At 61.2% G+C, this 23,705-nt stretch carries 11 protein-coding genes and 2 pseudogenes; 11 read left to right on the top strand and 2 right to left on the bottom strand.

The genetic code is table 11. From position 1 onward, the window contains the following. The first annotated feature begins 823 nt into the window (after window positions 1-823). Window positions 824-1,558 (top strand): hypothetical protein, encoded by a 735-nt coding sequence (locus tag K315_RS10435; protein ID WP_152571429.1) that lies wholly within the window; start codon window positions 824-826, stop codon window positions 1,556-1,558. Window positions 1,559-2,296: 738 nt separating this feature from the next. On the opposite strand, the gene K315_RS0106045 is transcribed toward K315_RS10435, so the two are convergent. Next, complete coding sequence (locus K315_RS0106045; RefSeq protein ID WP_029576644.1) at window positions 2,297-3,442, bottom strand: quinone-dependent dihydroorotate dehydrogenase; 1,146 nt, start codon at window positions 3,440-3,442, stop codon at window positions 2,297-2,299. A 176-nt stretch (window positions 3,443-3,618) separates the two neighbouring features. Between K315_RS0106045 and K315_RS0106040 the strand changes: the two genes are divergently transcribed. The 6 genes and pseudogenes from K315_RS0106040 to K315_RS0106015 all read left to right on the top strand — a co-directional run bounded on the left by K315_RS0106040 (window position 3,619) and on the right by K315_RS0106015 (window position 10,561). Then, entirely contained in the window at window positions 3,619-4,392 is a 774-nt protein-coding gene (locus tag K315_RS0106040) for a polyprenol monophosphomannose synthase (RefSeq protein ID WP_044085969.1), read from the top strand. A gap of 302 nt (window positions 4,393-4,694) precedes the next feature. Continuing rightward, window positions 4,695-5,486, top strand: a pseudogene (locus K315_RS0106035) (DeoR/GlpR family DNA-binding transcription regulator); the annotation flags it as partial. A 351-nt stretch (window positions 5,487-5,837) separates the two neighbouring features. Continuing rightward, complete coding sequence (gene galT / locus K315_RS0106030; protein ID WP_029576641.1) at window positions 5,838-7,121, top strand: galactose-1-phosphate uridylyltransferase; 1,284 nt, start codon at window positions 5,838-5,840, stop codon at window positions 7,119-7,121. 192 nt (window positions 7,122-7,313) lie between these two features. Beyond that, window positions 7,314-8,537 (top strand): galactokinase, encoded by a 1,224-nt coding sequence (gene galK / locus K315_RS0106025; RefSeq protein ID WP_033520645.1) that lies wholly within the window; start codon window positions 7,314-7,316, stop codon window positions 8,535-8,537. 319 nt (window positions 8,538-8,856) lie between these two features. Further along, on the top strand, window positions 8,857-9,129 hold the full coding sequence (locus K315_RS0106020; RefSeq protein WP_015449974.1) for an ACT domain-containing protein: 273 nt from the start codon (window positions 8,857-8,859) through the stop codon (window positions 9,127-9,129). 67 nt (window positions 9,130-9,196) lie between these two features. Next, on the top strand, window positions 9,197-10,561 hold the full coding sequence (locus tag K315_RS0106015; protein WP_029576639.1) for a PFL family protein: 1,365 nt from the start codon (window positions 9,197-9,199) through the stop codon (window positions 10,559-10,561). Between the two features lie 1,208 nt (window positions 10,562-11,769). Here K315_RS0106015 and K315_RS0106010 read toward each other — a convergent pair. After that, window positions 11,770-12,444, bottom strand: coding sequence for a tRNA (cytidine(34)-2'-O)-methyltransferase (locus K315_RS0106010; RefSeq protein WP_081666416.1), 675 nt, complete (start codon window positions 12,442-12,444; stop codon window positions 11,770-11,772). A gap of 81 nt (window positions 12,445-12,525) precedes the next feature. On the opposite strand from K315_RS0106010, the pseudogene K315_RS09575 reads away from it, so the two are divergent. The 4 genes and pseudogenes from K315_RS09575 to K315_RS0105990 all read left to right on the top strand — a co-directional run. Beyond that, window positions 12,526-13,497 (top strand): annotated as a pseudogene (locus K315_RS09575) (HhH-GPD family protein); the annotation flags it as partial. A 195-nt stretch (window positions 13,498-13,692) separates the two neighbouring features. Next, window positions 13,693-14,355: a hypothetical protein gene (locus K315_RS0106000; protein WP_044085971.1), complete on the top strand. Its 663-nt coding sequence runs from the start codon at window positions 13,693-13,695 to the stop codon at window positions 14,353-14,355. A gap of 852 nt (window positions 14,356-15,207) precedes the next feature. Further along, window positions 15,208-18,777: a DNA-directed RNA polymerase subunit beta gene (gene rpoB, locus K315_RS0105995; protein ID WP_029576635.1), complete on the top strand. Its 3,570-nt coding sequence runs from the start codon at window positions 15,208-15,210 to the stop codon at window positions 18,775-18,777. Between the two features lie 92 nt (window positions 18,778-18,869). Then, complete coding sequence (locus tag K315_RS0105990) at window positions 18,870-22,994, top strand: DNA-directed RNA polymerase subunit beta' (protein WP_029576634.1); 4,125 nt, start codon at window positions 18,870-18,872, stop codon at window positions 22,992-22,994. The last annotated feature ends 711 nt before the right edge of the window (window positions 22,995-23,705 follow it).

Genomic DNA, 23,705 nt, shown 5'->3' with positions numbered 1-23,705 from the left:
TGGGCCACCAAGTGACAGCGGTGCACTGATAGTCATGACAGTTCCCCCTACAATTGTGCATACATTGTCCCCCATGCGCGTTGGTGTTCGCGCGAATGTATTGGTCGAAATCGTATCCTGTGCCGGGGATTACAATGACGTGTCTCGCCGGTAACGAATTGCCTTCTGACACGAAGCAATGATTCTGGAAAACGGCGATGTTCTGCGTCATAAAACGTTTCACTTCATTTGTTCGCATTCGTGTTTGTCGGCTGGACGGGTTATTGATTTCCTTGAAACGGAGCGGTGCCCATATGCTGAGACGGCGTGTCGGACGCGTGCAGTTGATGTCCCGACGTGGAAGCGGGGCGTCGGCGTACATAAGCGGCGTACATAAGAGGGAATGACAATGCGCGATTGGTACTGCTGAGGTATATTCATGAGCATTGATGTCGCCGACAATCGGCTGACATGTATGGACGGACAACGGAGACTGGTAACCGGCTGGTCGGTGATGATTGGTCAGTGATGACTGTCACGACGCATGGAGGAAGAATATGGGCAATCCAAATATGATGCCGCCGGTTGGCCGCGGTGGACTGATGCCGCACGATGGACGGATGTCGTCCGGCAGCCAAGTACCGGGGCAGCTCGGTTCGTCCGGTCAGCTGCCGTATCCGCAAGGGCGGTATGTGCAGACGCCGTCTCCGTACGGGTCGTATTCGCGGCAATCTGCGATGCCATCAGTGCCGCAACAGCCGGGTCCGCCGGCGCAATCTTCCTCCCGTCCGGGTGCATCCACGCCATCGATGCCGAGGTATGCTCAGGCCCCGCAACGAGCTCCTTGGCCGCAGCAGTCGGCGGTTTCCGGGCAATCGCAGCCTTTGCAACAATCGCCGATATCGCAGCAACCACAACCCATGCAACGGTCACCTTGGTCGCAGCGAGTCCGCAACAAGGCGGGCCGAATAGCAATCCCAATCCTGCAGCTGGTGTGGCGGCGACTGAATCACAGGATCATCGTTTCGACCTGCTGCCCAATCGAATCGTCAATATCGTGTTCAGTGTCGTATCGTTGTTCATCATGTTCCTGCCCGGCCTTTCTTGGGGCGTTGGTGCCAGTGGTCTGCGCGGCAAGCTCATATTGGCAGTGGTGCTGCTTGTGGTCGGTGTGGTTGGAATCGTTTACATGCTTGTCAAGGCGGTGCCGCGACTGCGTCTGGCCAAAGACGTGGGGTGCGGCTGGAAGGTTGGCATGTCCGGGCGGACGGCGGTGGCGCTGACGGTGATTGTGCTGGCGGCAGGCGGAGTCTTGACGGCGTTCACGGCCTCGGATTATTCGACCGGCCCGGTGACCGACACGGTCACATTCGTGGAGAGGGGTACGTTCAGCGGTTCCATGACGAGTGCCTATTACGAATTCCGGACTGACTCCGGCAGGAAATTCCGTATTTCGTTGGCGAACGGTGATGAGGGACTCATGCCGTCAGGCCTCGAATCCGGTCAGCGCGTCACCCTGACGTACTACCCGCGGACGGGAATCCTGGTGCCTGATCCCGCGCCAACACTCGCCGAATGAGCGGGGTGGCGCGGGGCGTCTGCGGGCGCCGCCCATTTGGTGGTACTGGTCGGAATATCGGCTGATTCCAATCTGCGCGAGAGTGCGTCTGTGTGAGGATTGGTTCGCACGGTGGCGGGCCGGGTGGTCTCTGGCGGCTGGTGTGGCGGTCCTTGAGGGTCATTGTGTGAGGATTCGTTCGCACGTTGGCGGTTTTGGGCGTACGGGGATGGCTGATTTTGCAGTGCCGAAGGTCGTTGTGTGAGGATTGGCTCGCACGGTGGGGCATCAAACCAGTCATGAATCCCGTCTCTTGCGGAACCAATGTGGGGACTTCGCGCGTTCTACAAACTGGTTACGCTAACTCCTTTGTCAGCGTAGCCAGTTTGTAGAAAAAGAGCGGATGGGTGATTGCAGCGGTGCAGTGGGTTGGTGAGTTGTTGGATGGGTTGGTGAGCGGTTCGGTGGTGTCAGTTCGTGTATCTCCTGACATACGCGAACCGTCTGATTGGCTTGCTTGGCGGCTGATCCCCGAGGCATTTGCTGGATTGTGCGTGCCCCGGCATACGCAATCCAGCAGAAAACGCGGGTCAGTGTCGAACCGTCAGTTTTCTGTCGTGTTTTGTATGTGGTGACATGCTTGATGTGGAGTTCATCCGCCGCGCGAACCCTGCCACGTGAACCCCAGCACAATCAAACGCAATCAAACGCAATCAAGGCGCAGTACAACACCGCCATCAAGCCCCGATCAAGCCCTGATCAAGCGTCGACGCCGACCGCCTCGCTGACGTGCTCGAACCCGTCCCGGCGCAACAGTTCGGCGAGTCCGCGCTTGAGCACCGTGATCTGCTGCGGTCCGCGATACATGAGCGAGGAGATGAACATGACTAGGCTGGAGCCCGCGCGGATCTTCTCGTACGCCTGCTTGGGGGTAAACACGCCGCCGATGCCCCCGATGGCGAAGCGGTCGCCGTACTCGCGGTAGGCCTGCCAAATCATCGCGTTGCTCGCGCGGTAGGTCGGCCCACCGCTCAGTCCGCCCTTCCACATCGCTGGTATCTCCATACCGCTGCGGTCCTTCTGCAGGTTTGCGATGCTGACGCCCTGCACATTGTGTTCCGCCAGCACGTCAAGCAGCTCGCGGAATTCTGGCCACGTCTTATTCAGTGGCATCTTGACGAGCACCGGCTGCGGGCGGTCGATCTTGTCCAACGCGCTGAACAACCGGTCGAGGTTTTCTGGCTCGCCGAACGGTTCGCCGACATAGGTGTTCGGGCAGGAGATGTTGATTTCAATCATCGCCGTGTGCCCGGCCGCCCGGCGCATCGACGTGCAGTAGTCTTCGATGCCTTCGTCGATGTCTCCGCACAGTTTGTCGTTCGTCCGCGCGATGGACACGGACACTTGCATGCTTTTCGCCTTGTCCCATGCGCGTTCGGCCCGCGGAATAACCCGTTCGCTGCCGTCGTTGGCAAGCCCGACATGGACGATCATCGAATCGTATTCCGGTAGCCGGTGGAACCATGGCTTCGGATTGCCCGCGCACGGGCGTGCGGTGGTCGAGCCGACCGTTTCGAAACCGAATCCGGCGTTGTCGAGCAGCACCGGCATGTCGCAGTTCTTGTCGAGGCCGGCGGACAGACCGAAGGGGTTATCGAAATGCACGCCCATCACATCGGTTTCGAGAATCGGGTCGGTGTAGTCGAGCATTTCGCGCAGCAGCCACATGAGCGGCGGAATATTGCGGGTGACACGGCAGAATTCAATCATCTGGTCGTGTGCAACGTCAGGTGTGTGGTTGAACACGAAGAACGGTTTGACGATGTGCTTGTAGCCGAAAGTGAAAAGGTCGGTAGTCGCCTTGTTGACGGCGTCGTGCAACGGCTGTTCGGAAACGTAACTCATACCTCATATTGTGGCACTGTTGTCAGCGTGTTCGCAACAAACGCGGGTACTGTGAACACAGAGTCCAATTGGGGCTGGTGGCGTCAAACGGCTTGAGGCGGCACAGACGGCTTGCAGTCGTTTGACGTGGCATGAAGTGATGAAAAAACGACGTGAAGCAGCTTGAAAGGGGAGTCATGACAGCATCTGCGAGTGGAACCGGCATGGCGGGGGACGGCGTGTGCGTGGTGATGCCGACATATAACGAGCGCGAGAACCTCCGCACGACCCTGGATGGTGTGTTCGCCTACAATCCGGATGTTGACGTGCTGATCGTCGATGACGCCTCCCCGGACGGCACGGGTGAGCTCGCCGATCAGATGGCACAGGACAATGGGCGTATCCATGTGCTGCACCGCGGGGGCAAAGGCGGCCTGGGGCCGGCATATCTGGCTGGGTTCGCATGGGCGTTGGAACGCGGGTATGCCGTGGTGTGCGAGATGGATATGGACGGTTCGCATCGCCCGCAGGATTTGGCGCGGATGCTCAAGGTGATGCGCTTCGACCGTGGTGTGGACCTGGTGATCGGCTCGAGGCGCGTGCCTGGTGGCCGTACGGAAGGATGGCCGTGGTATCGCGACATGATTTCCCGTGGCGGGTCCTGGTATGCACGCAGGATGCTGGGGTTGGGTGTGCGCGATATGACCGCCGGGTTTCGCGCGTACCGGGCCGATTTGCTCAGGCATATGGATTTGCGGTCCGTTGAGGCGAACGGCTATGTCTTCCAAATTGATATGACTAGGCGCGCCGCGGCGGTCGGCGGCAGGATTCTCGAGGTGCCGATCGTCTTCCCCGAACGTCGCCGTGGTGTGTCGAAGATGGATTCGGCGATTGTCGTTGAGGCGATGCGGAATGTCACCTTGTGGGGGATTGCGCGGATGCGTTCGGCCCATGGCCGTCGTGCCGATTAGCGGATCGACTAGCGGGTGCCGGGTAACGGGTACCACGCGGTAGAGAGCATTCAGCCTGTGACGCGCAGCAGAAGATAGCCAGCAGACGGTATCCGACAGACGACACCCAGCGGGTGACGCGCAACAGGCGACACACAGCGGGCGACACGCCGATGACCACAACGAGGATGCGTTCGTTTATGTTCATCTTGCTTACGGAAGGTGCGGAAAACTTAGCGTTTTTGTGAGTTTTCATGATGTTGTCGAGCGTTATCCGCTCAATGCTGTCACTTGTGTGCGCAATTATGTGCGATAATGTTCATATGATTTCGTCACAACGTCAGCATCTGATTCTCAGCAGACTGCGCACCCGCGGTGCGGTGCGCATCACCGCGCTGTCCAAAGAGCTCGGCGTGTCAGCCATGACCGTGCGCAGGGACATCGCCGAACTCGCCGACAAGGGCCTGCTCAAACGCGTCCACGGCGGCGCAGTGACCACCAGCACCCTGCTGAGCGAACCTCTGTTCTCTGTAAAATCGCAGATGGACATCGGCCTCAAGGATGCCATCGCACAGGAGGCAGTCAACTACGTCTCCCCGGGCGACGTCATCGCCATCGGCGGCGGTACCACCGCCTACGTGTTCGCCCAGCACCTGCTTGAATCCCAGCAGTCCAGCGGCGTCACCATCCTCACCAACTCGATTCCCGTCGCCGAACTCGTTCAGGCGCTCGAATCCAAGGATGTCGAGGTGATTGTCACCGGTGGTGTCATCACCCGTTCCAACTCTCTGGTTGGGCCGATTGCGGACAAGGTCGTGCAATCCCTGCGCGTGAACACCGTGTTCCTCGGCACGCATTCGGTGTCCATTCCGCGTGGCTTCCTCATGCCGAACTCATTGGAAGCGGCCACCGACATGGCGATGATGGATATCGCCGACCGGACGATTATCCTCACCGACCACACCAAATGGAGCAGCACCTCGCTGTCTCTGTTCGCCAACTTCGACCAGGTCGACACTGTGATTACCGATGACGGGCTCGACCCTGATTCCGTCACCAAAACACGCGAACTGGTCAAGGAACTCGTGCTCGCCAAACAGGGCGAGTCGGACGAATCAATCCGTTCGCCCCGCCGGATACACCCGAACGAGAACGGCGTGGTCGCCGAACATGTCGGGGCGCATGCTGCCGCAGGAGGCCCGGGATATCCCGATTCCGTCGATGACGAGTATGACCTTCCTGCGGATCGTGGACCTCGCGGCAGGCAGATGAAGGCCGGACGGACAACGGGGACGCCGAGGCCGGTCGGCAAGTAGCAGACAACCACAACCAGACCCGGCGGCGGGCAGCGCAGCCCGTCGCCGCGACAGAGGCGCAACGCGGCGTATTCAGTCTTGGCGACGCATGCGATTCTGTTGTGAAAGAAACAGACAACATAAGCTCAACCGTCCGACAAAGGAGACGACATGACCACCCAATCATCCCAATCGGCCCAGCAGACGCCGGCATGGCAGTACTACCAGCCCGGCGCATACGCGAGCGCCAACATCCGCATCACGCCGACCACCCTCGCCGACGGACGCGACTTCTTCTATCTCGATGACGACCCCGAGTACGTCAGCGGCAAGAAGACCCGCGAACTGCATGATCCTCGCCATCTCGCCTACCGTTTCGCGCCTCATTTGGACGCCGACGGCAACGAGGTGCCGTACGCTGCACCGCAGATGCGCCGCGACCCGCTGACCGGCGACTGGATCATCATGGCCACTGCGCGCATGAACCGGCCGATCACCGCCGGTCCGGGGGCCACTGCGAAGGGCAACCCGCTCGCCGCGCGCAAGCCGGGTGACCCGTATCAGGACGGCGAAGTGCCGGATACCGATTACAACGTCGTTATCTTTGAAAACCGTTTCCCCTCGATGGTGCGCGTGCCCGGCGTGCCTGACACGGTGACGAATGTCGACGGCAACCCGCTGTGGCAGCAGAAGATGGCCGGCGGCAGGTGCGAGGTTATCTGCTTCGACCCCAACGAGCATGGTCTGCCCGCCGATTTGCCGGTGCGCCGCCTGCGCACGGTTGTTGAGGCGTGGGCCTTCCGCACCGCCGAGATCTCGCATATCGACGGTATTGAGCAGATCTTCCCGTTCGAGAACCACGGTCAGGAAATCGGCGTCTCGCTCGCCCACCCGCACGGCCAGGTCTACTGCTACCCGTTCATCGCGCCGAAGCTGGAAACCGAACTGCAACACACCGAGGCATACCACGAACGTACCGGCGGCAACCTGCTGCGCGACCTCATGAACGCCGAAATCGAGGCGGGGGAGCGGATTGTCATGCGCAACCACAGCTGGGTCGCCTACGTGCCGGCGGCGGCGCGCTGGCCGTTGGAAGTGCATGTCGCCCCCCTGCGCGACGTGCTCACCATCGACGAGCTTGACGACCAGGAGCGGTGGGATTTGGCACAGATGTACTCCACGTTGCTCAAGCGTGGCAACGCCTTCTTCGACAAGGGCGACGGCAAGGGCATGGATCTGCCGTACATCGCCGCGTGGCATCAGGCGCCGATTCATGACGCCCGCCGTGCGAACTACCGACTCAACCTCCAGTTCTTCTCCTTCCGCAGGGCGGCGAACAAGATCAAGTATCTGGCAGGTTCCGAATCAGGTATGGCCGCATGGGTGTCCGACACGACGCCGGAACTCATCGCCAAGCGGTTCCATGAGCTCGGGCCGATTGACATCGACGACTGAACGCGTACCGGCTGGCCGTGCGGCGTTTGACCAGGCATTGGCGTGCAGAACGTAGGCGGGCCCGGGCCGGCAGCAGGCGGGCAGCACAGCGGCACATCAGCGCAACATCATTCGAAAGGAATAATCATGACAACACCAGACCAGCAGCATGCAACGCAGGATGCAGCCGGAAGCATCCTGTTCATCGACGCGATGGGCGACGCGGAAGGCGCCGCCGCAGCACGAGAGCTGTTCGAACAGGCATACGGTGAGGCGCCGGCAGGTGTGTGGGCGGCTCCGGGGCGTGTGAACCTCATCGGTGAGCACACCGATTACAACGCGGGTCTGTGCCTGCCGATCGCGCTGCCGCACCGCACGTATATCGCGCTGAAACCGCGCGAAGACACGAGTGTGCGTGTGGTTTCCGATGTTAGCCCCGACAAGGTCGCACAAGCCGATCTGGACGGTCTCACAGCCGGAGGCGTCGACGGGTGGGCGGCCTACCCGGTCGGCGTCGCATGGGCGCTGCGTGAAGCCGGATTCGGGCAAGTCAAGGGCTTCGACGCGGCCTTCGCCTCATGCGTGCCGCTCGGCTCCGGGCTGAGCTCCTCCGCCGCGATGACCTGCTCGACCGCCCTCGCCCTGGACGACGTGTACGGGCTCGGCTTCGGCTCCAGCGATGCGGGGCGCATCACCCTGATCAACGCGGCCATCGCCGCGGAAAACGATATGGCGGGCGCCTCCACGGGCGGGCTTGACCAGAACGCCTCCATGCGATGCACGCCGGGGCACGCCCTGCTCCTGGACTGCCGGCCGGGCCTGAGCGCCCTCGAAAGCGTGTCCCAGCAGGCATTCGACCTCGACAAGTACGGGCTCGAACTGCTGGTCGTGGACACGCGGGCCCCGCATCAGCTCAACGACGGGCAATACGCCCAGCGCCGCGCCACCTGCGAACAGGCGGCTGCCGGGCTCGGGGTGGAGAACCTGCGGGTGATTGCCGACCAGGTCAACGCCGCCGACGACCCCGAGGCCGCGCTTGCGGACGTTCTCGGCAAGCTCGATGATGACGTGGTGCGCCGGCGTGTACGTCACGTAATCACCGAAATCGGCCGTGTCGGACAGTTCGTCGATGCGTTTGCAGCCGGGGATATCAAGCGTGCTGGCAAACTGTTCAATGCCTCCCACGATTCCCTGCGCGACGACTACCAAGTTACGGTGCCGGAACTCGATGTCGCCGTGGACACCGCGCGGGCCAACGGCGCGTACGGCGCCCGCATGACCGGCGGCGGCTTCGGCGGCTCCATCATCGCGCTGGTGGACAAGGGGCGCAGCCGTGAAGTCGCGCAAAAGATTGCCGACGCGTTCGCAGTGCATGGATTCCACCATCCTCGGGCGCTCGCCGCGGTCGCATCCGCTTCGGCGCACCGCGTCGACTGATACAGATCGACTGACACGGGGGAACGCCAGCAAGGCCGAGATGCCCGGAACGGACCGTCGGCAACAATGCCGAGTTCGTTTCGGGCGTCTTTCGTTTCGAATGTTTTTCGTTTCGGGTGTTTGTTGTTTCGTTGTCTGTTGTTTTGTGTGTCCCCGCTTCAGGTGTCGTTGACTTGACGTCCGTCATTCTCACAGCGAGTCGGTGCCCTCAGCCCTAGGCAAATCGTCCCGAAACGGACATTCCCGGCCCGATGACGTGTGCATTCCCTATACTTGAATCCATCTGGATACCATCGCACCGATTTTCCAAGGGAGATCCATGAACAAGGCAATCATCACCGTCGTAGGCCAGGACACCGTCGGCATTATCGCCCGCGTCTGCACGTACCTTTCCGGTCACCATGTCAACGTCCTCGACATCTCGCAGACCATCATCGACGGGTTCTTCAACATGATGATGATCGTCGATTACAGCAACGCCGACAACGAATTCGGCACCATGGTCAACGACCTCGACAAGCTCGGCGAGGAGATCGGCGTGCGCATCCGCTGCCAGCGCGAAGAGATCTTCACCAAGATGCATCGCGTCTGAGTCCAGTTATCACGCGGATCGCCGCGCAAGAACGCAACCGAACGAATCGAAAAGGACAGACACGACCATGCTGAATATCATGGAGGTCCACGAGACCAACAAGATGATCGAGCAGGAGAAGCTCGACGTGCGCACCATCACCATGGGCATCAGCCTGCTTGACTGCGCGGCCGACACCGTGGACGAGGTGTGCGACAACATCTACCGCAAGATCACCACGTACGCCAAGGACCTGGTTTCCACAGGCGAGGCCATTGAGCGCGATTACGGCATTCCGATTGTCAACAAGCGCATCACCGTCACGCCGATTTCTCTGGTCGGAGCCAGTGCTTGCAAGAGCTCCGAGGATTTCGTGCGCATCGCCCATGCGCTTGACAAAGCCGCGAAAACCGTCGGTGTTGACTTGATTGGCGGCTACTCCGCACTTGTTTCCAAATCCATGACGCCCGCCGAGGAGATGCTCATCCGCTCCCTGCCGCAGGCGCTGAGCGAAACCGACATCGTGTGCTCGTCGGTGAACGTCGGCTCCACCAAGACCGGCATTGATATGAACGCGGTTTACCTGCTCGGCCAGATCGTCAAGGACGTTGCCTACGCCACCCGCGAGACCGACAGTGACGGCTGCACCAAGCTTGTGGTGTTCTGCAACGCGCCGGATGACAACCCGTTCATGGCGGGCGGCTTCCATGGTGTCACCGAAGGCGACGCGGTCATCAATGTCGGCGTTTCGGGCCCGGGTGTGGTCTCCCGCGCGCTTGACGAGGCCAAGGGTAAGGATTTCGAATTCCTGTGCGAGACCATCAAGCGCACCGCGTTCAAGATCACGCGTGTCGGCCAGCTGGTCGCCCAGGAGGCGTCGCGCCGGCTCGGCATCCCGTTCGGCATCATCGATTTGTCGCTTGCTCCGACCGCCGCTGCCGGTGACTCTGTCGGCGAAGTGCTTGAGAAATGCGGGCTTGAGCAGGTCGGCGCGCCCGGCACCACCGCAGCGCTGGCCATGCTTAACGACCAGGTTAAGAAGGGCGGCATCATGGCGTCCTCGTACGTCGGCGGCCTGTCTGGCGCGTTCATCCCGGTTTCTGAAGACAAGAACATGATCGATGCGGCTGCTTCCGGTTGCTTGCGCATCGAAAAGCTCGAGGCGATGACGTGCGTGTGCTCGGTCGGTCTTGACATGATTGCGATTCCGGGCGATACCACGCCGTCCACTATCTCCGGCATGATCGCCGACGAGGCGGCTATCGGTATGGTCAACCAGAAGACGACCGCCATGCGTGTGATTCCGGTGATCGGCAAGGGTGTCGGCGAATCCGCGGAATTCGGCGGGCTCATGGGTTATGCGCCGATTATGCCGGTCAACACCGCCAGCTGCGAGGCTTTCGTGTCGCGCGGTGGGCGAATCCCGGCGCCGATCCACAGCTTCAAGAACTGAGTCGGAACAAGGTTCCATCCAGCGATATCTGGTGTGTCCGCAACGGGCCGCGCCACCGGTTCCATTCCGGTGCGCGGCCCGTTCGTGATACGGGCTGATGATGAAAAGCGGGGGTTGTAAGCCAATGCGTGTGTCCGGTGGTGGGACGTGTGGGAGCCGGGAGTGATTGTTCCGGTCTTCGTGCGTGTCGTGTGTGCCGGGGCATGCGTGGCTGAACAGATATCGACGGAAAGCGGCAGCTCCGGGCCGTGTCCCGTGGTTTGCGCGTGTCGTGGAATCACAACTTGGCATTACGGCTACCGACAGGGTGGGAGGCCTTCCGTCCGGTGCGTGATGTGTGCCGGGTCGTGCGCGGCGAGGCATATTTGAGCCGTCCGCATGCTATGAGCCGCTACGGGGCGCTGGCTTCGGACACACACCCCACCCGGCCTAGAACGTGGCTGCATGAGGATTCGAAACCGCGACACGCCTGACAGCACAACCCCTCGCACCCGATCACGGACACACATTCTGGACTATACCCACAGATTTCAGGCGGGTTGCGATTGCTGGTGCGCTTTCACCTTCTGCCGATGCTGAGAGGTGGGTCGGCGTCGGCAGAAGGTGAAGAGTGCGTGGATTTCGTTGCGCGAATACGGAACAAGTCGTGTCGATATGCGGTTCGTCGGCCCCAACGGCAATCGCTTGAAATCCGGTGCGGGAAATCTGTCGTGAACCGGCCTTAGGTGAATAATCTCCCGCTTCCTTGCGGGAGATTACTGCGAATATGTCATTCTGCTGTTGTTCTCCCGCGAACCGCTTCTGGGTTGATTTTTAAGAATCGCGGAATTTCAACGTTTCTGATGGGAGATTATCCGTTGAGAGGGCGGATTCCCATAAACTCCCGCGGGTTGCGCGGGAGCATAGCCATGGATTGCGGAATCCGCGATTTCTCCCGGGAGAACAGCCGGGGATTTCGCAACCCGTTGGCTTCTCCCGGGAAAAAGCAACCGGCATGCCGATTTCGGCTCGGACTCCCATCGGTGCCCAAGCAGGGGAAGTCTCCTGGTGCAGACGACACCACTGTGAAGCGTTAACGCGGTGGATGTACTGGATCGGGACGATTGATGAAGCTCATACAATCACGCGCGGGTGTGTGTTTTCTGCTTCGGCCCTCGATACAATCGGCCCTCAGCGGCGCTACGAAATGGCCCACTGGACCATTTCGCTTACGCGCCGCCCTTGAATTTGAGTTGGCGCCAGGCTTCGTAGATGGCGATGGACGCGCAGTTGGTCAGGTTCAGGCTTCGCAGGCTCGGGCGCATCGGCAGTCGCACCTGCTCGGCGACATGCGGGCCGAACATGATATCCGTCGGATCGGGAATATTGCCTGGCTCAGGGCCGAACAGCAGAATATCCGTCGGCCGGTACTCGACCTCCGTGTACAGCTTCGTCGCATGCGCAGTGAACGCGATGATCCTGGAATCCGGCATCGATTCAACCAGATTGTCGAAATCCGGATGCAGCACCACATGCGCCATGTCATGGTAATCCAATCCAGCGCGGCGCAACTTCGTATCATGCAGGTTGAATCCAAGCGGCTCGACCAGATGCAGAATCGTCCCCGTCACCGCGCACAGGCGAATCGCCGACCCCGTATTGCCGGGGATACGCGGCGAGTAGTAGCACAGGTGCGGCGTGCTCGTCTCGGCTTTCGCCGCATCCTCGGCACTCATCATCGCATCCGTCACACTGATTGGATTGCCGTGCGCGTCGGTGACGAGCTCATCCGGCCCATAATTCGACTTGCGATACCCGTATTCGAACATCGACTCGACCTTAGCCTCCGGATTCGCCGACGAACCGGCGTCCTGAGACTGCTGCGGATTGGCTTCATGTGTCATACGCTCCAACCTAACCCGTTCAACCGACAGCCGCGCGGCACGTCATACACGCCCCGGTCGAATGCTAAGATACGGCACACGATGAACACCAACCGACCTGACACCCCGCATACGCCAGACGCGCCATTCGTCCGCGCGAAGCCTGCCGCCACAGACCACGTGCCCCAAATCCGACACACGCCTGAAATCCAGCGCGTGCTCACCTTGTGGTGGCACGCGAACGCCCGCGACCTGCCGTGGCGATTCGGCCGCACCACACCGTGGGGCGTCCTCGTCAGTGAAGTCATGAGCCAGCAGACCCAGATGAGCCGGGTCGTGCCCTACTGGACCGCGTGGATGCGCCATTGGCCGGACCCGGAAGCACTTGCCGCGGCATCCACGGCAGAGGTCATCACCGCATGGGGGCGCCTCGGCTACCCGCGTCGCGCTTTGCGTTTGCAGGAGTGCGCCCGCGAAGTCGCCACGCGATACGGCAACCGGCTTCCTCACAGTTACGACGAGCTGGTCGCGCTGCCCGGAATCGGCGATTACACGGCGAGTGCGGTCATGAGTTTCGCGTTCGGAGAGCGTATTGCCGTCATCGATACGAATATTCGGCGTGTTCTGTCGCGCCTGTTCGTCGGCGAGGAATCGTTGGGCGGGTCCACGACGGCGAAGGATCGGGATCTGGCTTCGCGCGTGCTTCCCGAAGGTCAGGCAGCCAGCGTCGTGTGGAACGAGGCGGTGATGGAGCTCGGCGCACTGGTGTGCACGGCGAAATCTCCGGCTTGTGAGACTTGCCCGGTTGCGTCGGTTTGCGCGTTTCTTGCGGCGGGCCGTCCGAGACTGGGACAGCGCCGGACTCGTCCCCGTCAGCGGTTCGCGGGTACGAATCGACAGGTGCGCGGCATTGTGTTGGCTGCGTTGCGCGCGCTGCCTGCGGATGCCCCGGTATTGTCGCGCGCGCGGGTGGCGTTGTTGTGGCCCGACCAGACGCAGCTTGATGCGTGTGTCGCCTCGCTTGACGAGGACGGATTGATTGAAATCATTGGTGATGAAGGGATTCGTCTGCCCGCCGGGAGCGTCCGGAATGCTGATACCGACGCGGACTCGGGTGCCGTTGCCGATGACAGTGCTGGTGCCGCTGGCAGCGCCGATGCCAGTGCGATCATCGAAACGCACGCCAACACTTCGCAATCTGACGCTACTTCGCAATCCGACGTAGCGTCAGCGTGACACGTCACCACCGGCATGACTACACTGGAACATATGTCATCGAGCAGCCAGCGCACTTCCAACAACCCGCGGAATCGCCGTCCCCGCCGAAAATTGTCCAAACGGCAGCGGCAGATCTACCGCAGGCGTCGCATTGTCGCGTTGATTGCGTTGATTGTCGTTCTTGCATTGATTGCGTTTTGCGTGTACAGCCTCGGCCGGGGGATGATGGCGATTGATGCGTCGATCCGCCATGACGACCAGATGGCGCTGACTCGTTCGACGGTGCCGACGCCGATGCAGCAGAGCAAAGTCAAGGATTGTACGGCGTCCGATATCGATTTGTCGTTGCAGTCGGATTCCCAGACGGTTGCTGTCGGTGGTTCCATGAAATTCACAGCGACCATCAAGTATGTGCCGAAGGGCAAGAGCAGCTGCCTGATCGATGCCGCGGACGATTCGCGGGTACTGACCATCAAGTCGGGAAGCGACACCGTGTGGCGGTCTGACGTATGCGATGTGGATTCGCGTCAGCTGCTTCTGGCGGTAGGGGATACTGACACGCAGACGATGACGTGGAACACGAATCGTACCGGGGACTCGTGCGCCGAGGATTCGGCGCTGCCGAAAGTGGAGGCCGGGACGTACACCGCGCAGCTATCGATGAAGGACCATCCGAAGATTGTGAGCAATAAGGTGACGATTACCGTCGGGTAGCTGGTTTGGGTATGCCGCGTTGGCTGGCTGCGTTGACGGTGGCGTTGGGCAGTCGGAAAGATTATTCGCTTGGGGGGCGTGTAATCGGCGGCTTGCGAATCAGATCGATGATGTATGCGCCCGCATGCGCAGTGTCGCGTATGCGCAGTGAGGCTGATCGGTCGGGGAGTGGTCAGGCGCGTCGTCGGGGCGCTTGGCGCACGATTTGCCGGATTGTGTATGTTCCGGCATGTGTGTCCGGTGATTTGGCGGCGCGAGTGGGCTTGTTGGAAGCTGATCTGTCATGTTGTGTATGTCGCGGCATGCGTGTGAGGTGGTTTGGCAGTGTATGTGGACTTGTATGGGGTTGATCTGCCGTGTTGTGTATGTCGCGGCATGCGCGCCAGATGGTTTGCGGGGTTGATTTGGCCGGCCGGACCGCAATCTGTCGAGTTTCGTATGTGCGGGTATGCGCGAAGAGTGATGGTGCCCCATAGCTGGCTTGTCAAGGCAAGTCATCCTGTGAGGATTCGTTCACATGATTGCTGATGGCTGGGCTGGATCTTCGGAATGGGGGTTTGACCGTATCGGTGGCCATCGTGTGAGGATGTGGCTCACATTCTGGCGGTCGGTCTGGCGGTCGGTGTGGCGGACAGACCGCCCATCGCTCTCACCCCCACCATCCCTGTCCACCTCCCACAAGCGTGTCGCATTTGCGGCGCGCGCAATCATCGGCTAAACTATTGACTTTGCGTAAAGTGTGTCATATTGCGGGCATGCTGACAGTCAAGAAGCGCCCGCGAACAGCATATAGTGGCCGTCCGCCCGCGTTTCCGGGGAACAAACGACAAAGCGAGCGATAAGGAACGTCCATTGGCTGCTGAACAAGCTACGACGAACACCACCAAAGTCATCGCACGTGCCGACGAGCATGACATCAAACTGTACAAGGCGTCGGATCGCGTGAATTTCGGCTCCATCCGTGAGCCCATCGATGTGCCCTACCTGCTGGGCGTGCAGACCGACAGCTTCGATTGGCTGATCGGCAACGAGCGCTGGAAGAAGCGCGTCGAGGAAGACGAAAAGAACGGCACCAACACCGTGCCGCACGTTTCCGGTCTTGACGAGGTCTTCCAGGAGATTTCTCCGATCGAGAACTTCACTCAGACCATGAGCCTGACCTTCTCCGACCCGTACTTCGAGGAGCCGCGTCACACGGTCCAGGAGTGCAAGGAGAAGGATTACACCTATTCCGCGCCGCTGTATGTGAACGCTGAGTTCGAAAACGGCGACACCGGCGAGATTAAGAGCCAGACCGTCTTCATGGGCGATTTCCCGCTGCAGACCCCGCACGGCACTTTCATCATCGGCGGCACCGAGCGCGTCATCGTTTCGCAGCTCGTGCGTTCTCCGGGTGTGTATTTCGACCGTCAGCAGGACCGCACCTCCGACAAGGAGGTCTTCGGTGCGAAGATCATCCCGAGCCGCGGCGCATGGCTCGAGTTCGAGATCGACAAGCGCGACGTCCTCGGCGTCCGCGTGGATCGCAAGCGCAAGCAGTCCGCGATCGTGTTCCTCATGGCCATTGGTATGACCAAGCAGGAGATCGCCGAGTCCTTCAAGGACTACCCGCTCGTGCTTGACGCGCTGGCGAAGGAAACCTCGATCAACACGCAGGACGAGGCCCTCGTTGACCTGTACCGCAAGATTCGTCCGGCGGACACCCCGACCCCCGAGGCCGGCAAGAACCTGCTGGATTCCTTCTACTTCAACACCAAGCGTTACGATTTGGCGCGCGTCGGCCGCTACAAGATCAACCGCAAGCTGGGCCTTGAGCGTGATTACAACGATCGCAGCCTGAGCCGCGAGGACATCATCGCCACCATCAAGTACCTGGTGACTTTGCATGCCGGCGACAAGACCTTCCCGGGCATGCGTGACGGCAAGCCGGTCGATCTGCGTGTGGACGTCGACGATATCGATCACTTCGGCAACCGTCGAATCCGCCAGGTCGGCGAGCTGATCCAGAACCAGCTGCGCACCGGCCTGAGCCGTATGGAGCGTGTCGTGCGTGAACGCATGACCACCCAGGATGCCGAGGCAATCACACCGCAGTCCCTGATCAACATTCGCCCGGTCAACGCGACCATCAAGGAGTTCTTCGGCACTTCCCAGCTGTCCCAGTTCATGGACCAGAACAACCCGCTGGCCGGCGTGACGAACAAGCGTCGTCTGTCCGCCCTCGGCCCCGGCGGCCTGTCCCGTGACCGCGCATCCATGGAAGTGCGAGACGTGCACCCGTCCCACTTCGGTCGTATGTGCCCGATCGAATCCCCTGAAGGCCCGAACATTGGCCTGATCGGCTCGCTGGCGACCTTCGGCCGCATCAACCCGTTCGGCTTCATCGAGACCCCGTACCGCAAGGTCGTCAACGGCCATGTGACCGACGAGGTCGTCTACATGACCGCCGACCGCGAGGCCGAGCACGTCATCGCGCAGGCCAATCAGGAGCTTGACGAGAACGGCAACTTTGTCTCCAAGGAAGCCCTTGTGCGTGACGCCCAGGGCGAAGCGGAAGATGTCCCGGTCGAGATGGTCGACTACATGGATGTCTCCCCGCGTCAGATGGTGTCCGTCGGCGCCTCCCTGATTCCGTTCCTCGAGCATGATGAAGGCCACCGAGCGCTGATGGGTACCAACATGCAGCGTCAGGCCGTCCCGCTGGTCAAGTCCGAGCGCCCGCTCGTGGGCACCGGCTCCGAATGGCGTGCAGCCGTCGATTCCGGCGATGTCATCCTCGCCGAGAAGGACGGTGTGGTCACCTACGCGTCCGCCGACATCATCCGCACGATGAACGACGACGGCACGCAATCCAGCTACAAGCTCGCCAAGTTCCAGCGTTCCAACCAGACCACCTGCTACAACCAGGTCCCGCTTGTCAAGCATGGCGAGCGCGTGGAGAAAGGCACCGTCCTCGCGGATGGCCCGGCCACCGAGAAGGGCGATCTGGCACTGGGCAAGAACCTGCTCATCGCGTTCATGCCTTGGAACGGCTACAACTACGAGGACGCTGTGATCATCTCCCAGCGTCTGGTGCGCGACGACACCCTGTCCTCGATCCACATCGAAGAGTACGAGATCGACGCCCGTGAAACCAAGCTCGGTGCTGAGGAAATCACCCGCGACCTGCCGAACGTCGGCGAGGACGCGGTCGCGAACCTTGACGAGCGTGGCATCATCCGCATTGGTGCCGAGGTCGAGGCCGGCGATATCCTCGTCGGCAAGGTCACCCCGAAGGGCGAGACCGAGCTGACCCCGGAGGAGCGCCTGCTGCGTGCTATCTTCGGCGAGAAGAGCCGCGAAGTTCGTGATACCTCGCTGCGCGTGCCGCACGGCGAGACCGGTACTGTCATCGCGGTCAAGGAAATCACCCGCGAGGATGCCGAGGAGGACGGCGACGAGCTGCCCAACGGCGTCAACCAGATGATCCGCGTGTACATCGCCCAGCACCGCAAGATTACGCAGGGCGACAAGCTCTCTGGTCGCCACGGCAACAAGGGCGTCATCTCCCGGATTCTTCCGGAAGAGGATATGCCGTTCATGGCCGACGGCACCCCGATCGACATCATGCTCAACCCGCTGGGCGTGCCGAGCCGAATGAACCTGGGCCAGGTGCTCGAGCTTCACTTGGGCTGGATTGCACACGCCGGCTGGGATATCAGCATCGACCCGGATGTTGAGGCCGCTTGGAAGAAGTACGTGCCTGAAGGCGCCGAAAAGGGCGCGCCTGGCACCCCGGTCGCGACCCCGGTGTTCGACGGCGTCCGCCCTGACACCTTGAAGGGCCTGCTCAAGTGCACGCTGCCGGACAAGGACGGCAACAAGCTCGTGGGCGAGGACGGCAAGGCGCAACTGTTCGACGGCCGCACCGGCGAACCGTTCCCGAAGCCGATTTCCGTGGGCTACATGTACATGCTTAAGCTCCACCACCTCGTGGACGACAAGATTCACGCGCGTTCCACCGGCCCGTACTCGATGATCACGCAGCAGCCGCTCGGCGGCAAGGCCCAGTTCGGTGGCCAGCGCTTCGGCGAGATGGAGGTGTGGGCCCTCGAGGCTTACGGCGCCGCCTACACGCTGCACGAGATGATGACCACCAAGTCCGATGACGTCGACGGCCGCGTGCGCGCCTACGGAGCCATCGTGAAGGGCGAGAACCTGCCGCCGGCAGGCATCCCGGAGTCCTTCAAGGTGCTTTTGAAGGAAATGCAGTCGCTCGCCCTGAACGTCGAGGTGCTCAACGCCGACGGCCAGGCGATTGACATGCGCGAGGAAGACGACGACCCGGCTTCCAACTCCAACGATCTCGGCTTCAACATCGGTGCCCGCCCGGACGCCTCCGCCAAGGAGGATCAGGCCGCGGAAGAGCCCGAATACAAGTGACGACACAGCTGTCCGTGCCCCGCCTGAAGCGGGCCGGGCGCGGACAGCTCCCGCAAACGTGATGGAAACAATTTCAAAGACAGGAATCAAGAGTGCTGGACGTCAACGCATTTGACAAGCTTCGCATTGGCATGGCCACCGCCGACGACATCCGCGGCTGGAGCCATGGCGAGGTCAAGAAGCCTGAAACCATCAATTACCGTACCCTCAAGCCTGAGAAGGACGGTCTGTTCGGCGAGCAGATCTTCGGCCCGACCCGTGACTGGGAGTGCGCGTGCGGCAAGTACAAGCGCGTGCGCTTCAAGGGCATCGTGTGCGAACGCTGCGGTGTGGAAGTCACCCGCTCCCGTGTGCGCCGCGAACGCATGGGCCACATCGAGCTGGCCGCCCCGGTCACCCACATCTGGTATTTCAAGGGCGTTCCGAGCCGTCTGGGCTACCTGCTTGACATCGCTCCGAAGGATCTCGAGAAGGTCATCTACTTCGCGGCCTACATGGTCACCGAGGTGAACGAGGAGCAGCGTCATCAGGATCTGCCTGACCTCCAGGAAGAATTCGACAACGAGATCGCGAACCTCGAGCGTCGCCGCAACAGCGACATCGAGGCGCGCGCCAAGAAGGTCGAAGAGGATCTGCGCGCCCTCGAAGAGGCCGGCGAGGCCAAGGGCAGCGCACGCGCCAAGCTGCGTAGCGGCGCCGAACGCGATATGGCGGCTATCCGCCAGCGTTACGACGACCAGATCCAGCGTCTGACCGCCGTGTTCGACCGTTTCAAGAGCCTCAAGCCCGGCGATATGGAAGGCGACGTCGACCTGTGGCGTGAAATGAAGGATCGCTACGGCGATTACTTCGACGGCTGCATGGGCGCCGAAGCCATCAAGAAGCGCCTGCAGGACTTCGATCTGAAGGCTGCGGCGGAAGAGCTGCGCGAGGAGATCGACAAGGGCACCGGCCAGCGCAAGGCCCGTGCGCTCAAGCGTCTCAAGGTCGTCAACGCGTTCCTGACCACCGACAACAAGCCGGAGGCCATGGTGCTTGACGTGATTCCGGTCATCCCGCCGGATCTGCGCCCGATGGTCCAGCTGGACGGCGGCCGCTTCGCGACCTCCGACCTCAACGACCTGTATCGTCGCGTCATCAACCGCAACAACCGTCTCAAGCGCCTCATCGAGCTCGGCGCCCCTGAAATCATGCTCAACAACGAGAAGCGCATGCTCCAGGAAGCCGTCGACTCCCTGTTCGACAACGGCCGTCGCGGCCGTCCGGTCACCGGCGCTTCGAACCGCCCGCTCAAGTCCCTGGCTGACATGCTCAAGGGCAAGCAGGGCCGCTTCCGTCAGAACCTGCTCGGTAAGCGCGTGGATTATTCTGGCCGTTCCGTGATCGTCGTCGGCCCGAGCCTGCGCATGCACCAGTGCGGTCTGCCGAAGCCGATGGCGCTTGAGCTGTTCAAGCCGTTCGTCATCAAGCGTCTTGTGGACCTCAACTACGCGCAGAACATGAAGAGCGCGAAGCATCTGGTCGATCGCGGCGACCCGGCTGTGTGGGGCGTGCTCGAGGAAGTCATCTCCGAGCATCCGGTGCTCCTCAACCGTGCACCTACGCTGCACCGTCTGGGCATTCAGGCCTTCGAGCCGATTCTGGTCGAAGGCAAGGCCATCCACCTGCCGCCGCTCGCTTGCGCCGCATTCAACGCGGACTTCGATGGCGACCAGATGGCAATCCACCTTCCGCTCAGCGCCGAGGCGCAGGCTGAAGCCCGTACGCTCATGATGGCGTCCGACAACATCTTGAAGCCGGCAGACGGCCACACCGTTACCATGCCGAGCCAGGATATGATCCTCGGTCTGTACTACCTGACCACAGTGGTCGAGGGAGCCAAGGGGCAGGGCCGCGTGTTCGGCTCGCTGGACGAAGTCATCATGGCTCTGGACAAGCACGACATCGACATGCAGGCCAAGGTGCTGATTCGCATGCCGAAGGACTTCGTGCTGCCGACCGGTTGGGAGCCGGGCGAGCTCAAGGTCACCGACCCGGAGCCGGGCAGCCCGGATGTCGTCAAGGAGGAGCGCTTCTCCGACGGCACCTACCTGTTCGCCACCTCCTACGGACGTGTCCTGTTCAACGGCACCCTGCCGGTGGACTACCCGTTCATCAACGAGCAGGTCCCCAAGGGCCGTCTCGCCAAGATCGTCGATGACATCGCGACGCGCTACTCCACGCAGCAGGTCGCCGCATCCCTTGACGCGCTCAAGGATCTCGGCTTCACCCGCGCACCGTGGTCCGGCGTGACCATGGCGTTCTCCGACATCGTCGAGCCGCCGGATCGCGAGCCGATCATCAAGGATTACGAAGGCCAGGCCGCCAAGGTCAACTCCCAGTTCGACCTCGGTCTGTTGACCGACGAGGAGCGCCGCCAGGAGCTCATCAACCTGTGGACCGAATGCACCGACAAGGTCGCCGAAGCCATGCGCGACAACTTCCATGATGACAACAACGTGAACATCATGGTCCAGTCCGGTGCACGAGGCAACTGGATGCAGATCCGCCAGATCGCAGGTATGCGAGGCCTCGTGGCTAACCCGAAGGGCGAGATCATCCCGCGTCCTGTCAAGTCCAACTACCGCGAAGGCCTGTCCGTGCTCGAGTACTTCATCTCGCAGCACGGCGCGCGTAAGGGTCTGGCCGATACCGCACTGCGTACCGCAGAATCCGGTTACCTGACCCGTCGTCTGGTCGACGTCGCGCAGGAAGTCATCGTGCGTGAAGAGGATTGCGGCACCAAGCACGGCCTCGTCATGAAGGTCGCCGAGCGTGATGAGAACGGCAATCTCGTGCTCGTCAAGGCTGCCGACGGTGGTCCGTACTCGCGTCTGCTCGCTGAGGATGTACTCGACCCGAAGACCGGCGAAGTGCTCTACAAGCGTGACGAAGCGATGTCCATGGACGTGCTGCGCGACATGGTCGCCCACGGCGTGGAGGAAGTCAAGGCGCGTTCCGTGCTTACCTGCGAATCCAAGCGCGGCGTGTGCGCGAAGTGCTACGGCTGGTCGCTGGCCACCAACACGCTGGTTGATGTCGGCGAGGCCGTCGGTATCGTCGCGGCCCAGTCCATCGGCGAGCCTGGTACTCAGCTGACGCTGCGTTCCTTCCACTCCGGTGGCGTCGCTTCGGCGTCCGATATTACGCAGGGTCTTCCGCGTGTCACCGAGTTGTTCGAAGCTCGTAGACCTAAGGGCGAGGCGCCGATTACGGATTTCGCCGGTACCGTCAAGGTGCAGGACACCGATCGTGGCCGTCAAGTTACGCTGTCTCCGGACGGCGAAGGCATCGAGCCGATCGTCTACCCGGTCTCGCGTCGTGCTCCGCTGCTGGTCAAGGATGGCGACCATGTCGCCGCCGGCACCCAGCTGTGCGAAGGTTCCGTCGATCCGAAGAAGATCCTGCGCATCCTTGGACCGCGTGCCGCTCAGGTCAACATCGTCGAGGAAGTGCACAACGTGTACCGCTCCCAGGGCGTGGATATCCACGACAAGCACATCGAGGTCATCGTGCACCAGATGTTGCATCGCGTGACCGTGCTCGACGCGGGCGACACCGCGCTGCTGCCGGGCGAGCTCGTCGATCGCCAGAAGTTCCAGGAGATCAACAAGCAGACCATCAAGAACGGTGGCAAGCCGGCCGCCGGTCGTCCGGAGCTCATGGGTATTACCAAGGCTTCGCTCGCCACCGATTCCTGGCTGTCCGCGGCATCCTTCCAGGAGACCACGCGCGTGCTCACTGAGGCCGCCCTGAACGAGAAGGAAGACGATCTCAAGGGCCTCAAGGAGAACGTGATCATCGGCAAGCTGATCCCGGCCGGCACTGGTCTGGCGCGTTACCGCAACGCGACGGTCGAGCCGGACAAGGCGATCCGCGACACCATCTACCCGAACTTCGGGCTGGGTGGCGACACCGACGCTCCGCTCGACTTCGGCGACGAGAACGGCGACATCGACCTGTCGAACATTGATTTCGGCGACATGAAGCTCGGCGGCGATTTCAACCCTGACGACTTCAATGCCGGCGATTTCAATCCTGACGACTTCCTGGACGACCAGGGCGGTCAGGAGGATATTGACAACGCCGGTGATGATGCGTCTGGTGACGGTACTGACGAAGCTGGTACTAATGGCGCCGACGCTGATGGTGCCGATGGTGACGGGCAGCAGGCCTGATAGACCTGTGATCCGCAGGGCGCGCTGAGAGCGCTCAGTATTTTCGAGTCGGGCCGGGCGACTGTGTAAACGCAGTCGCCCGGCCCGATTCGTGTATGTCGGGTGTGTGCGACTGACGCGTCGCATGGCTGGCGGGTGCCGTCGGGGTTGAGGGTTGATTGGCTGGCTATCTGGCTGTCGTGCGACTGACGTGTCGCGCAGCAGGGTTGTTCACACCGGAATGGACGGTATCATCAATGGTTCTGGACAGTTGTGGCAATGATCGTGAACGCAGCAGTCAGCAATATTCGCGACGCCAGGCTTCTGCGTACCGCGTTCGCCGATAGCGAGCGAGGCGACACGCCGAGAACGCGGAACATTCGGGAATACTTGGGATTGCTTGGGTAATGATTGAGCGTCTGACGTATGTCACCACAATGTTACTTTCGCCACACTAGGGGCGAAAATGTAGTTACACGTTTGACGTGGTTGCAAACAAGTTCTATAAATAGGGCTGATCATTGGGGGAATAAAAATGCATTGAAGCTGTACCGGCTTGAAGAAGTCGGCGCGTTGCTGATATGTATCCCCAGTCCCAACGGAATGTTTGCGTAACCATTTGATCGCGATTAATCGATTGCCGGACAATCCCAGGGGGTGAGAGCATGGAGCACGCACGTCATACCGCTTGCAGCGAATCGTCCGCGAGCCGCAGACCGGCAACAGACCGGC

The sequence above is a fragment of the Bifidobacterium thermacidophilum subsp. thermacidophilum DSM 15837 genome (assembly GCF_000426425.1).
GTDB classification, from domain to species: domain Bacteria; phylum Actinomycetota; class Actinomycetes; order Actinomycetales; family Bifidobacteriaceae; genus Bifidobacterium; species Bifidobacterium thermacidophilum.
Note: the sequence above shows the minus strand (reverse complement) of the source record. Positions and strands in the feature narration are given on the sequence as shown.